Genomic DNA, 12766 nt, shown 5'->3' with positions numbered 1-12766 from the left:
CTCGCGCTCCGATGCAAATTTCGGCTCTTAATCCGCAACGAAAGGCAAGATCGCCATCGAACGCGCCCTCTTGATGGCGGTCGCGATCCTACGCTGATCTTTTGCAGTGATGCCGGATATGCGGCGCGGCATGATCTTGCCCCGCTCCGGTATGAACTGCCTTAAGAGATCGGCATCCTTCCAATCAACATAATCCGGTACGATCAAACGCGGGCGGCGGCGATGATAACGCCGGGGCCGATCGCCGATAACGTCTTCACCGACCCCAAGGTCGCGATCGTCCATCATTTCCATTTCTTTTTCTGTCATAACTTTTCTGATGCCGCCGAATTATGCTTCTGCAGCAGGAGCCTCCGTTGTCGTCTCGGTCGGCGGAGCGAACTTCGCCCTCTTGGCCTGGCGTGCCTCGCGTTTTGCGCGGGACGCATCGGCCTTTTTGCGGTCAAGATCGACACGGACGGTTATGTGCCGAATTATCATATCGTTGACGCGCATACGACGTTCAAGCTCTGCGATCTCTTGACCGGAGCCTTTGATCTCGAACAGGACATAATGTCCCGTTTGCTTCTTCTGGATCGGATATGCAAGCTGTCGGAGTCCGATATCTTCCATATGCACGACCTCACCGCCTTCCTTCTCGACAAGTTTGCCGACTGCCTCGTTCAACTTGGCGATCCTGTCTGCCGGAGTGTCCGGATCGACGATGTACATTACTTCGTAAGTTCTCATTTACTTAATTCTCTCCTTTCGGCCAACCAGCCTCACCATATAGTTGATGAAGCAAGGGAACATCAAAATCTTAATTAAACCTCGCCATCGCGGTATCAATATCGTTCCGGATGATGACCTCGACGGCGTCTGCCGCGCGCCCGATCGTTTCACCAAGTACATCAGCTTCTTTCTTTGAGAATTTCTCCAGAACGAAGCGGCTCAGATCACTTATCGGATGATCCGGCCCGATGCCGATACGCACGCGTGCGAATTCCTGTGTTTTCAACTGCTCGATCATCGACCTAAGGCCGTTCTGCCCGCCGTGGCTGCCGCTGCGTCTTATCCGAAGCGAACCGAACGGAATCGCCGCGTCATCCGAGATCACGATCAGCCTTTCAATGCTTCGAGCCTCTTTTGCCAACAGACACCGTGCCGCCTCTCCGCTCAAATTCATGAATGTCTGCGGCTTTACCAATTCGACAGCAGTTGCGTCAAGCATTCCGCGGCCGATGAATGATCGGCACTCAAGACGTTTGACCAAGGTTTGCATCCTCGCTGCAAGCAGATCAACGGCCATGAAACCGACATTATGCCTTGTCCTTTCATACTCGCTGCCCGGATTACCGAGACCGATGACCAGCCAACCGCTCACGTCGAACGCACTGCCTATTCCGCTGCGTCAGGCTTAGGTTCTTCGCCCGCAACTACGGGTTCAGCACCTTCCTCAAGCTGCGGTTCAAGGCTCGCCTCGCTTACGATCAAGATCGATGCGATAACGGTCTCGGGGTCTTCGAGGATCTCGACACCTTCCTCAACCTTAATACTCGAAACATGGATCGCATGTCCCGCAGCAAGCTCGGTAACGTCGATCTCAAAGAACTCAGGCGTCTTGGTTGGTTCGCAAAGCACCTTCACCTCACGCAAAGCATGCGAAAGTACAGATCCGGCCTCGCTAAGCCCTTCGGCGTGGCCCGTCAGATGAACGGGAACCAGCATCTCGATCTTTTCGCCCTTTGCAAAGCGTCGAAGGTCGGCGTGGATCAGCCTGCCCATGATCGGGTCGATCTGGCGGTCCTGAAAGATCACATCATGAACGCCTTCGCCGGCGATATCCAGCGAAAAGACCGTGTTGACGCCTGTATCGCTGCGCAGAATAGCCGCAAGTTCGGCCAACGGCGCCGCGACGGACATATTCTCAGACCCGCCGCCATAAACCACCGCAGGGATCTTGCCCGCCACACGGAGACGCCGTGCGTCATTCTTGCCGCGTTCATCACGCTTTTCAGCATTTACTACAAATTTGTTTGCCATATCCTTTTTATCGAGCAGCCATCCGGATCTGCTCCGCGATCTAAATGAACAATGACGAAACACTCGTTTCATCATGTATAGAGCGTATTGCCGATGCCAACAGGCCGGCCACGCTCAAAACCTCAAGCCGACCCGAATCGATCAACGCCTGCGCCTTGTCGTCGGTAGGGATAGTATTGGTAACTATCACCTTTGTCAGATGCGAATTTGTGATATTGTCAATCGCATTTCCGCTGAGGACTCCGTGCGTAAAGCAGGCCGAGATCTGATCGGCACCCGAGCGGTGAAGAGCCTCCGCCACCTTGCAGATCGTCCCGCCCGTATCACACATATCGTCTATTATCAGGCAGTTCTTCGACCGAACATCGCCCACGATATTCATTACGTCTGCCTCATTCGCTCGCTCACGACGCTTGTCGCAGAGTGCAAGCCCGGCATCCAGCCGCTTTGCATACGCTCTTGCACGTTCAGCACCGCCGGTATCAGGAGCCACCACGATCAAATTGTCTATCGGATTGCGGTTAAAGTAATCAACCACGACCGGGGCCGCATAAAGATGATCCACCGGAATATCAAAGAACCCTTGGATCTGCGACGCATGCAGGTCGATCGTGAGTACACGGTGCGCACCTGCCTTTGTGATGATATTTGCCGCCATCTTCGCGGCGATCGGCACACGCGGGCGGTCTTTCTTGTCCGAACGCGCATAGCCGAAATACGGAATAACCGCCGTTACACGTTCTGCTGATGCTCTGGTGAAAGCATCGATCATGATCAGCAGTTCCATCAAGTGCCGGTCGCTGGGCGGACAGGTCGGCTGGACGATAAAAACATCGTGTCCGCGGACATTCTCGCCGATCTGAAAATTGAACTCGCCGTCCGAAAAGCGGGCGGTTACGGCACTGCCGATATCACAGCCGAGGTGCGCACAGATCTCCTCGGCCAGCGCCGGGTGTGCCGTGCCTGTGAATATCTTGATCTTTCCTGTAACGCTCATCTGATCAATATCGGGCGTTGCCCGTTAAATCAAACCTCGAACTCCGCAAAAAGAAAACGGACATCTCAGTACCGGAGACGCCCGCTTTCGACAATTCACACTTGGCTGGGGCGGGAGGATTCGAACCTACGAATGCCGGAACCAAAACCCGGTGCCTTACCACTTGGCTACGCCCCAATTAAGATCTGTTGAGAATCGACGCGGAAACAACCTCACTGATCTGTGTATCGCGCTGGTATTCGCCACGCGAAACGGTTGCTACGGCAAACTTTCGCCACGCTCGTTCCGAGTCTAGGGCTTCTAATGCTGTTTGCCGTGTCTCTCTGTTATCAAATACCGCGAAGACCGATGCTCCGCTGCCGCTCATCGCCGCATTAACTGCCCCGAGTTCGATCAAAGTATCCTTTACCCGCTCGATCTCGGGAAAAGCTGCGAACACCGTCGATTCGAGGTCATTTATCAACGCGGCTCGAGACAGAGTCAAATACTCAGCCTCGTTTCGGCAAACAGTAAGGATACGTTCAGCCCCAACAGAAGTCAAGGGCTTAGCATTGAATGCACGGAAAGCTCCTGCCGTCGGGACCGCGACGTCAGGAGTGACGATCAGCATATACGGATAGTCGGCCTGCTCGATCTCGGACGAGATCATGTCTCCGCGTCCTGTTCCCAACGCCGTTCCGCCATACAAGAAGAATGGCACGTCCGCGCCAAGCCGGGAGATCTGCCCGGCAAACGATTCAGGTTTTGACAGAATGATCGAATTGAGCCTGCAAAGGCCCACTATCGCGGAAACGGCATTCGAGGAGCCTCCGCCCAGGCCGCCCGGCGACGGGATGCTCTTCTGCAAATGTATGCGGCCGGTAACTTCTCTGCCGGCAATTTCCCCGAGCAGATGAGCTGCCCGCACGATCAAGTTGCTCCCGTCAACAGGGATTTGCGGATCGTCGCAGGAAAGCTCAAGACCGGCCGCCGGAGAGAAGGTAAGAGTGTCGTGCAGCGATACGGTCTGAAAAACGGTGCAAAGCTCGTGCAAACCGTCGCTGCGCTTGCCCAAGATCCGCAGGCCGAGATTAACCTTTGCGTAAGACGACAGAGAGAACGACACGCTATAAGGATAAATTAGAAACTCCGAATTCCCTATTGCAGGAAATTCGGAGCTTTAATATCGAAAGTTGACCCGATCATTTCCTGACCAGAAAGACCTGGGTGAAGTAGTACGAACCGTCCTCGCCGATCGCGATGCCGACGGCCGTTTCTCTCCAATCCGGATTTAAGAGGTTGCGCCGATGTGTTGCGGAGTTGAGCCAAAGTTCGACCGCCTTTGCGACCGGGTCATTAAAACCGCGGTTAAATGCGATGTTCTCACCGATCAGCCGCCACGTTCCGATCTGCGCGTCATCCGCGCGATCGCTTACGTATTTGCCGTCGAGGCCCTTGTGAGAAAAGAAATCGTATTCGGCCATGTTCTGCGAATGCGTACGTGCAACACTCAGAAGCCGTCCGCTCCATTCGAGAGGCTTCAATCCTTGCTCCGCTCTTTTTTGGTTGATCATATCGAACGCGGCCTTTTCGAACGAGGCGGTGTTCGCGATCACGGATGACTTGACGGCTGCGACCTTTTCGACATTCGCAACCCTCGGACGCGAGTCGGGGTCGAGAAATCCGCCGCCGATGCCAACCCGAATTGCCATCGGCTTTGCAGGCCGCGACGCCTGTGCGAATACGGTGATCGAGAGGCCGGAAACAGCTAATAGGAGAGCAAGAAAGGTTCTGCGCATTTATCCTCACTTCGGCAGCCCGAGATCGCCGCAACTGCGGCCTCTTGGCTTTGCTTGCGTCCGCATACCGGACGCGCGCCTTTTCGGTTAAGGTCCGGCGGGATCGGTAAATCCCGCCACTAATTAGAAACGAGCAATCGGCCGTCTATTCCTGAAAATCTCTGAACAAAGTAATATTGACCTATGATGACAGCTTCCGTTATCGCAAAGCGTGCGAACGTGCCGCTTTTCACCGTCCGCCATTACACCCGCATCGGACTTCTAAAACCGTCACGCGACCTTCGTAACGGCTATAAGATGTACAGCCGCGATGATGTTCAGCGGCTGCGGTTCATTGCATCAGCCAAAGAGCTGGGATTCACGCTTGGCGAGATCGAAAAGGTACTTTCCGACGCGTCGCATGGCGATTCGCCGTGTCCGATGGTTCGCGAGATCGTACAGCGGCGCATAAAGGAAAATCGCCAGAAGATCCGCGAACTCAAGCGCCTCCAAGATCGTCTCGAAAAGGCTGCCGATCTGTGGGCGTCAATGAAAAACTCGGCTCCCGACGGCCATTCCGTCTGCCGTCTGATCGAATCTTTTTCCGACTCTTCAGACAGTACCGCAGATCGCCCTTGACCTGACACCAACTGTCAGGATGTAAACTGTTGAGTAACGAGAAATGCTATGGAAACCAACGGAAAAACACAACTTACACAACTGAGCCGCAAACGGCCCGAACCCGAACCGGAGATACATACCGATCCGGTCTGCAAAATGCTCGTCACACCCGAAACCGCCGCAGCGAGTTATGTGCTTGACGGCAAAACGTACTATTTCTGTAATTCCGGATGTCGGGACCACTTTGAAAAAGAACCTGCGAAATATTTGGCCGCTGAAACTCCTGATGCGGGTGAATATTGCGGCAAACCCTCGTCGGTGATCGACCCTGTCTGCGGTATGTCGGTCGATCCTGCGGCAGCGGCGGACGAATTCGAACATAACGGCACGAAATATTACTTCTGTATGCCGGGCTGCCGTACAAAATTTGCAGCCGACCCGCAAAGATATCTCGAACCGAAGCAGCCGGCCGATCAACCCACAAATGTCGAATATACCTGCCCGATGCATCCTGAGATCGTACAGATCGGTCCCGGAACTTGTCCTATCTGCGGAATGGCGCTTGAGCCGAAAGAGATCACGCTGGATGACCTGCCGGACCCGGAATACGACGATATGAAGCGGCGGTTTAGCATAAGCCTTGTCTTCACCGTGCCTGTCTTTGTGATCGCAATGGGTGAGATGTTCGTGCCGGCAGGATTTCTTCATACATGGCAAGGAACTTTGGCGTGGGTTCAGTTCGCTCTTGCAACGCCTGTAGTGCTGTGGGCCGGAGCTCCGTTCTTTGAGCGTGCGGTCGCTTCGATAAGAAATTTAAGCCCGAATATGTTCACGCTGATCGCAATCGGCACGGGCGCCGCTTACCTATTGAGCCTTGTGGGCCTTCTGTTCCCGCAGGTATTCCCGACATCGATGCTCGACCCTCACACAGGCTCGGTACCGCTATATTTTGAATCAGCTGCAGTAATAACGTCGCTCGTGCTCCTCGGCCAAGTGCTCGAATTAAGGGCACGCTCACAAACATCCTCTACTATCAAAGAACTTCTGCGGCTTGCTCCCGACACGGCAACTATCGTCAAAGCCGACGGCAGCGAAGAGGCCGTCGAGCTTTCACACGTTCACGCGGGACAACTCCTTCGAGTAAAAGCTAATGAAAAGATCCCGACGGATGGTGAGATCGTGGAAGGATCGTCGGCGATAGACGAATCTATGGTGACAGGCGAGTCGATGCCGGTCGAAAAGCGTTCCGGCGACAAAGTGATCGGCGGTACGATGAACGGCAGCGGCAGTTTTAAGATGCGGGCCGAGAAGGTCGGCGGAGAAACGCTTTTGGCGAATATCGTCCGAATGGTCGGCGAAGCTCAGCGTAGCCGTGCTCCGATACAGCGTCTGGCAGATGTCGTCTCGGCGTATTTTGTTCCGGCGGTGATAGTTGTCGCCGCTGTCTCATTCGTGGTGTGGGTCACATTGGGCAGCCTTGCATCAGCGATCGTTGCGGCAGTTTCCGTGCTCATAATCGCTTGCCCCTGCGCTCTCGGCCTCGCAACGCCTATGTCAATAATGGTCGGAACGGGCAAAGGCGCCAAGAACGGCGTACTCGTCAAAAAGGCTGAGGCCCTTGAAACCCTCGAGAAGATCGACTCGATGATAATTGATAAGACCGGTACGCTCACCGAAGGAAAGCCGGCGGTCGTCGGTGTAAATGCTGTCGATGGTGACAAATACACCGCCGACGAGGTCGTCCGCCTTGCCGCATCACTCGAACGCCACAGCGAACATCCCCTTGCCGCGGCGGTCCTTGCCGAGGCCGAAAAACGCGGCCTTACGATCTCAGAGGCAAATGATTTCCGTTCGACCACGGGCATAGGCATCACAGGCGAAGTTGACGGCAAGAAAGTGTTTGTAGGACGTGTGGAGAAGGGTTTTGTACCTTCAACTAATGACTACGCAGTAGGACAAGGCGAAGCCGGCTCACGGCTTGCGGTCGTTGTGAACGATATGCCGATAGGCGAGATCGCGGTCGCCGATGCGATCAAACCATCTGCAAAAGCAGCCATTGATGAGCTTCACCGGCAAGGCATCGAAGTTATGATGATGACCGGCGATAACGCATCAACGGCTGAAGCGGTCGCGAGAACGCTGGGGATCGGCCGCTTCTTTGCCGAAGTTATGCCGCAGGACAAGGCAGCCGCCGTAAAAGAACTGCAGGCAAATGGCAGGAAGGTCGCGATGGCCGGCGACGGTGTTAACGATGCACCTGCTCTCGCTCAGGCCGATGTAGGCATCGCATTTGCAAGCGGCACCGATGTAGCGATCGAATCTGCCGACATCACGCTGCTTAGGCCCGACCTCACAGGAATTCTTAAGGCCCGCAACCTAAGCCGTGCGACAATGAAGAATATTCGCCAAAATCTATTCTTTGCCTTTGTGTACAACAGCGTCGGAGTTCCCGTTGCGGCAGGAATTTTGTTCCCTGTCTTCGGGCTTCTGCTTTCACCTATGATCGCAAGTGCGGCGATGACTTTCAGCTCGGTCTCGGTCATCGCAAATGCCCTTCGCCTCAGGTCAGCAAAGATCTGAAGTTCAAGATCGAGACTTTGTTCATTCAACATAACCATTTCTACTGTTGAAAATAACTTTCAATTAGTCTAACATCGTTACCTTGTTGGTATATATGAAATTTATGTTGAATTTGAAGAGATATTTCGCTGCTCTTTTTGCTCTCGTTTTAATTGTCTCTGCGTCACAAGCGCAGCATTCGCATCACGACCCTGCGATGTCGCATTCGAAGGGCGACGTCGGTGTGCTTCTGCTTGCCCACGGCGGACAGGCGAATTGGAATGAAGAGGTTCGGCGCGTCGCCGCAGAGGTCGATAAGAAGTTTCCGACCGAGGTTGCATTCGGTATGGCTACCAAACGCACGATCCAGGACGCGATCAATAAGCTGGAAGAACGCGGAGCATCAACCATTGTTGCCGTTCCTCTTTTCATATCATCAAAGAGCACGGTGATAACATCGACAGAGTATCTTCTCGGTTCCGGAAAGACCGCTCCGGCCGACCTCGCCAAGTTCGCAAAGATGGATCATGGTTCGATGGGGCACGATGGCCACGCAAGCAGCGATATGTTGTCTGAAAGCCCCGCTTTCGACCCAACAACGCCTGTTACGCATAAAGCGGTAATAAAGACAGTACCTGCGCTTGATGCCGACCCTGTCGTTGCAAAGATATTGCTCGACCACGCAAGATCGATCAGCAAGGCACCGAAGAAAGAGGTTGTCGTTATCGTCGCACACGGCCCTGTGGATGATGCCGCGAACGACCTGTGGCTGAAAGATATGTCCCAGATCGCGAATGAGATGAAGGCAGAAAGCTCGTATAAGCGGATCGACTATCTGACCGTTCGCGACGATGCTCCCGAACCGATCCGCAGCCGAGCGACCGAGGAATTCCGTTCCATCGTAAAACGCGCTCTCGATGAAAGATCGAGTGTACTGATCGTTCCGCTGCTGCTCTCGTACGGCGGCATCGAAGAAGGCGTGAAGAAACGGCTCGCCGGACTTGATTACACTATTTCGCCTCAGGGCCTGCTTCCCGATGCAAGAATCGCCCAATGGGTGATCCGCTCTGTCGAGGCAGCTCATTAACGGCAAACAAGCGCCGGATCGAACGTTGCATAGCTGAGAATGCCGCGCGTCCCGATGGGTCGTGCGGCATCTTTCGCTTTCCCGCCCGCGTAATGCCCATTGAGCATTTTCAGCAAATAAACTGTAACATCGAAATATGACGAAAATTGCTTTAGCTATCCACGGAGGAGCAGGCACGATCCTGCGGTCGCAGATGACGCCGGCACTCGAAGCCGAATACCGCAAAGGACTCGAGGCCGCAATGGACGCCGGTTGGAAGGTTTTATGCCGAAAAGGCTCTGCGCTCGACGCGGTCGAGGCTGCAGTTTGTTCACTCGAAGATTTTCCGCTTTTTAACGCCGGCCGCGGTGCAGTTTTCACACACGAAGGCAAGCAGGAAATGGATGCGGCGATCATGGATGGCTCCGCTCTAAAGGCCGGCGCGGTCGCGGCGGTCAAGAATATCCGCAATCCGATCTCACTTGCCCGGCTCGTTATGGATCGTACGCCGCACGTTCTGCTCGCAGGCGAAGGCGCCGGTCAATTTGCGGAAGAACTCGGTGTCTCAACCGAGCCGGATGAGTATTTCTTTACCGAGCACCGCTGGCGGCAGCTTCAGGATGCACTCGCCGACGGGCGTATCCGACTGGATCACTCGGCACCAAAGGCAATGGGAACCGTTGGAGCGGTAGCATGCGACGGCAGCGGACGGCTTGCGGCCGCGACATCGACCGGCGGGATGACCAATAAGAAGTTCGGCCGCGTCGGCGACACGCCGCTCGTCGGACTCGGAACCTACGCAGATGATATCTGCGCCGTGTCCTGTACCGGCCACGGCGAGTATTTCATGCTGAGCGTAGCGGCCCACGATGTTGCCGCGCGTATGAGATACAAAGGCCTTTCGTTAAACGATGCGGCTGAGGAAACCGTCGCGAGGCTCACCGAGATCGGGGGCGAAGGCGGACTCATCGCGGTCGATCAATACGGCAACGTAACGCTGCCGTTCAATTCAGAAGGTATGTACAGAGGCTTTATTACCGAAGGCGGCAGTCCGCAGATCGGCATTTATTCAGAACAAGCAGCGTCATCGCAGCGGCCGAATAAGGCTACTTGAACTCGGCCGCCTTCATATCCTTATACTCCTGCACTATCGCCATATCGTCCGGCACGCGGTCGGCAAGTGTAACAACAAGTTCGCCTTTTCGCCCGTATTTGATCGCGTGATGGATCGCATCGCGGCTCTCAGGAATAACGCGGATCGTCGGCTCCTTGCCCGACAGGGCAATACCCTTCTTAAGCAGTGCGTAGGTCTCATTCTCATCACGCCCGCGCAGATAATGTCCGCGGCGGATCACAATACGGTCAAATGTTCCGCCGGCGATCTGCCCTAGTTCGATGATGTCCTGATCGCGACGGTCCCCGGTGCCGTTGATGACGCAGGTACGATATTTGTTCGGCAGCTTGTTGATGAACGCCGTCAAACCTCGCAGCCCCGCCGGATTGTGTGCGTAGTCCATAAGGACAGTAACGTCGCCGATCTCGACAAAATTCAAGCGTCCCGGCGTCTGCGCCGTTCCCGCGTTGAATGTCGTCAGCCCGACGCGAAGGTCTTCAAGCGAAACACCATGCACAAAGCACGCGAGCGTTGCTGCGAGCACGTTCTGGATCATGAATTCAGCACGGCCGTCGTATGTGATCGGAATATTCGACGCCTTTTCGACGCGCACCTTCCACTTACCCTTTAAGATGGTTACGTAACCGTTCTCATAAACACAGGTGATGCGGCCACGCTCGGCACGTTTCTTTATGTTCGGATGATCTTCATCCATCGAAAAGCAAACCACGGTACCGTCGGTCAACTCTTTCATTTCATAAACAAGCGGATCTTCTGCATTGAGCACAGTAAAACCGCGCTTCGAGACAGCACGCGGCACGACAGACTTGACGCGTGCGAGATCCTCTAGTGTATTAACATCCTTCAGGCCGAGATGATCGGCCGCAATATTAAGCACTACACCGATATCACAATAGTCGAATCCAAGTCCGCTTCGTATGATGCCGCCGCGTGCGGTCTCAAGCACCGCAACATCAACTGTCGGGTCTTTGAGAACCAGCTGAGCCGAAACAGGCCCTGTATTATCACCCTGCACGATCTGCTGGTTACCGATGTACGTACCGTCCGTAGTGGTAAATCCGACGCTGCGTCCGCTATTTTTCAGGATATGCGCGATCAGCCGTGTCGTCGTTGTCTTTCCGTTCGTGCCCGTGATAGCAAAGATAGGTATCCTTGCCTGAGCTCCGGGCGGAAACAGCATCTCGATCACGTGTTCAGCGACATTCCTGCCGATGCCCTCGCTCGGAGCCAGATGCATTCGAAATCCCGGAGCTGCATTCACCTCGATGATGCCGCCGCCGTTCTGCCTCAGGGGCTCGCTGACATTCGGAGCTATAACATCAATGCCTGCAACATCCAGGCCTATTATCTTCGCAATGCGTTCGAACAAAAATACGTTCTCAGGATGCACTTCATCCGTTCGGTCGATCGCCGTGCCGCCGGTCGAGATGTTCGCTGTGGTCTTAAGGTGCAGGATCTCGCCCTTCTTTAGTTTGCTTTCGAGCGTATATCCCGCCTTTGCAATGCAGCGCATGGTCTGATTATCTATGCTGATCTCGGTCAAAACGTTCTCATGGCCATAGCCGCGCCTAGGGTCTTGATTTGTAATATCGATCAGTTCTTTGATCGAATGTTTGCCGTCGCCTTTTACATGTGCCGGAATGCGTTCAGCAACCGCTATCAACCGATTATTAACCACCAAAGCACGAAAATCCGCACCGATCAGCTGCTGCTCGACAATGATCCACCGTGAGTATTCCTTTGCCTTTTCCCAAGCGACCGTTGCTTCATCAAGGTTCTTGATACCGACAGTCGCACCCTTACCGTGATTGCCGTCAAGTGGTTTGATCACAGCAGGATAGCCGACACGACCTAAGATGTCTTCTAGGTCTTCGATATCACGGATTCGATAGCCTTTCGGCACAGGAACACCCATATCGCCGAGCAGCTTTTTTGTTGCGGCTTTGTCACCGGCGATATCAACCGAGATCATGTTAGTGTTCGCGGTAGTGGTTGCCTGTATCCTCTTCTGGTTAACGCCGTAACCGAGCTGAACAAGCGACTGATCGTTAAGGCGAATGAACGGAATATCTCGATTTTCGGCCTCTTCGACAAGCGAACCCGTCGAAGGCCCGAAGCGAACCTCCTCACGCAGTTCGCGCATCTCCTGTATCTCTTTCGCAAGATCGGCCTTTATCTCATCGACCGATCGTCCGCCAGCCAGATCGAGCCATAAACGAACTGCCGCGCGGCCTGCATAACGCCCGACCTCCTCCTCGACATAGCTAAAAACAACATTATAAATGCCTTTCTCGGTCGTTTCGCGCGTCCGGCCGTAGCCCGTGTCCATCCCTGCGAGCGTCTGCAGTTCGAGAGCAAAATGCTCGATAGCGTGGCCTGCCCATGTGCCCTCTTCGACCCGCTTGAGAAAGCCGCCTTCCTCGCCATAACTGCACCCGTGCGAGCCTATGGAAGGCAGAGCTTCGACAAGCCGGTCGTAAAAACCTTTGATCTTATTCGTCGGCTTCTTCTCAAAAACGCCGATATCAAGACGCATTATGATCAGCTTTTTCCAATAGCCGCTCCAATAGTTCGGCCCGCGAAGTGTGCGAATTTCCAAGATTTCCATA

At 54.4% G+C, this 12766-nt stretch carries 12 protein-coding genes and 1 tRNA gene; 4 read left to right on the top strand and 9 right to left on the bottom strand.

Translation table 11 applies throughout. The features are described 5' to 3' along the window. Positions 1 to 27: 27 nt before the first annotated feature. From HS105_04415 to HS105_04380, 8 genes are all read right to left on the bottom strand, one after another. Positions 28 to 285 (bottom strand): 30S ribosomal protein S18, encoded by a 258-nt coding sequence (locus tag HS105_04415; protein MBE7515843.1) that lies wholly within the window; start codon positions 283 to 285, stop codon positions 28 to 30. A 45-nt stretch (positions 286 to 330) separates the two neighbouring features. Continuing rightward, positions 331 to 729 carry a 30S ribosomal protein S6 gene (gene rpsF, locus HS105_04410; GenBank protein MBE7515842.1) on the bottom strand — a complete coding sequence of 133 codons (399 nt, stop codon included), beginning with the start codon at positions 727 to 729 and terminating at the stop codon, positions 331 to 333. Positions 730 to 799: 70 nt separating this feature from the next. Beyond that, positions 800 to 1363 (bottom strand): aminoacyl-tRNA hydrolase, encoded by a 564-nt coding sequence (locus tag HS105_04405; protein MBE7515841.1) that lies wholly within the window; start codon positions 1361 to 1363, stop codon positions 800 to 802. Between the two features lie 14 nt (positions 1364 to 1377). Continuing rightward, the gene (locus HS105_04400) at positions 1378 to 2022 is read right to left on the bottom strand and encodes a 50S ribosomal protein L25 (GenBank protein ID MBE7515840.1); all 645 of its coding nucleotides are present in this window, start codon (positions 2020 to 2022) and stop codon (positions 1378 to 1380) included. Between the two features lie 40 nt (positions 2023 to 2062). Beyond that, entirely contained in the window at positions 2063 to 3019 is a 957-nt protein-coding gene (locus HS105_04395) for a ribose-phosphate pyrophosphokinase (protein MBE7515839.1), read from the bottom strand. Between the two features lie 102 nt (positions 3020 to 3121). Next, positions 3122 to 3196: transfer RNA gene (locus HS105_04390), tRNA-Gln, on the bottom strand. Position 3197: 1 nt separating this feature from the next. Next, positions 3198 to 4124, bottom strand: coding sequence for a 4-(cytidine 5'-diphospho)-2-C-methyl-D-erythritol kinase (gene ispE / locus HS105_04385; protein MBE7515838.1), 927 nt, complete (start codon positions 4122 to 4124; stop codon positions 3198 to 3200). Positions 4125 to 4200: 76 nt separating this feature from the next. Continuing rightward, entirely contained in the window at positions 4201 to 4797 is a 597-nt protein-coding gene (locus HS105_04380) for a CAP domain-containing protein (GenBank protein ID MBE7515837.1), read from the bottom strand. 186 nt (positions 4798 to 4983) lie between these two features. Here HS105_04380 and HS105_04375 point away from each other — a divergent pair, with 186 nt between their 5' ends. The 4 genes from HS105_04375 to HS105_04360 all read left to right on the top strand — a co-directional run bounded on the left by HS105_04375 (position 4984) and on the right by HS105_04360 (position 10136). Further along, positions 4984 to 5415 carry a MerR family DNA-binding protein gene (locus tag HS105_04375; protein MBE7515836.1) on the top strand — a complete coding sequence of 144 codons (432 nt, stop codon included), beginning with the start codon at positions 4984 to 4986 and terminating at the stop codon, positions 5413 to 5415. A 48-nt stretch (positions 5416 to 5463) separates the two neighbouring features. After that, positions 5464 to 7977 carry a cadmium-translocating P-type ATPase gene (gene cadA, locus HS105_04370; GenBank protein ID MBE7515835.1) on the top strand — a complete coding sequence of 838 codons (2514 nt, stop codon included), beginning with the start codon at positions 5464 to 5466 and terminating at the stop codon, positions 7975 to 7977. Between the two features lie 103 nt (positions 7978 to 8080). Further along, a complete protein-coding gene (locus HS105_04365; GenBank protein MBE7515834.1) occupies positions 8081 to 9043 on the top strand; it encodes a hypothetical protein in 963 nt (320 codons plus the stop codon). A 136-nt stretch (positions 9044 to 9179) separates the two neighbouring features. Continuing rightward, the gene (locus HS105_04360; GenBank protein ID MBE7515833.1) at positions 9180 to 10136 is read left to right on the top strand and encodes an isoaspartyl peptidase/L-asparaginase; all 957 of its coding nucleotides are present in this window, start codon (positions 9180 to 9182) and stop codon (positions 10134 to 10136) included. On the opposite strand, the gene cphA is transcribed toward HS105_04360, so the two are convergent. Further along, complete coding sequence (cphA, locus tag HS105_04355) at positions 10129 to 12765, bottom strand: cyanophycin synthetase (protein ID MBE7515832.1); 2637 nt, start codon at positions 12763 to 12765, stop codon at positions 10129 to 10131. The two genes, HS105_04360 and cphA, sit on opposite strands and share 8 nt — an antisense overlap. Between the last annotated feature and the right edge of the window lies 1 nt (position 12766).

This window comes from Chloracidobacterium sp. (assembly GCA_015075585.1).
In the GTDB taxonomy this organism is placed as follows: domain Bacteria; phylum Acidobacteriota; class Blastocatellia; order Pyrinomonadales; family Pyrinomonadaceae; genus OLB17.
This window is presented reverse-complemented; position numbering and strand designations above follow the sequence as displayed.

Excerpts from the sequence above, each read along its gene's own strand:
- HS105_04415 (MBE7515843.1), bottom strand. The coding sequence starts at position 285 with ATGGACGATCGCGACCTTGGGGTCGGTGAAGACGTTATCGGCGATCGG.
- rpsF (MBE7515842.1), bottom strand. The coding sequence starts at position 729 with ATGAGAACTTACGAAGTAATGTACATCGTCGATCCGGACACTCCGGCA.
- HS105_04400 (MBE7515840.1), bottom strand. The coding sequence starts at position 2,022 with ATGGCAAACAAATTTGTAGTAAATGCTGAAAAGCGTGATGAACGCGGC.
- HS105_04395 (MBE7515839.1), bottom strand. The coding sequence starts at position 3,019 with ATGAGCGTTACAGGAAAGATCAAGATATTCACAGGCACGGCACACCCG.
- HS105_04380 (MBE7515837.1), bottom strand. The coding sequence starts at position 4,797 with ATGCGCAGAACCTTTCTTGCTCTCCTATTAGCTGTTTCCGGCCTCTCG.
- HS105_04375 (MBE7515836.1), top strand. The coding sequence starts at position 4,984 with ATGACAGCTTCCGTTATCGCAAAGCGTGCGAACGTGCCGCTTTTCACC.
- cadA (MBE7515835.1), top strand. The coding sequence starts at position 5,464 with ATGGAAACCAACGGAAAAACACAACTTACACAACTGAGCCGCAAACGG.
- HS105_04365 (MBE7515834.1), top strand. The coding sequence starts at position 8,081 with ATGTTGAATTTGAAGAGATATTTCGCTGCTCTTTTTGCTCTCGTTTTA.
- HS105_04360 (MBE7515833.1), top strand. The coding sequence starts at position 9,180 with ATGACGAAAATTGCTTTAGCTATCCACGGAGGAGCAGGCACGATCCTG.
- cphA (MBE7515832.1), bottom strand. The coding sequence starts at position 12,765 with ATGGAAATCTTGGAAATTCGCACACTTCGCGGGCCGAACTATTGGAGC.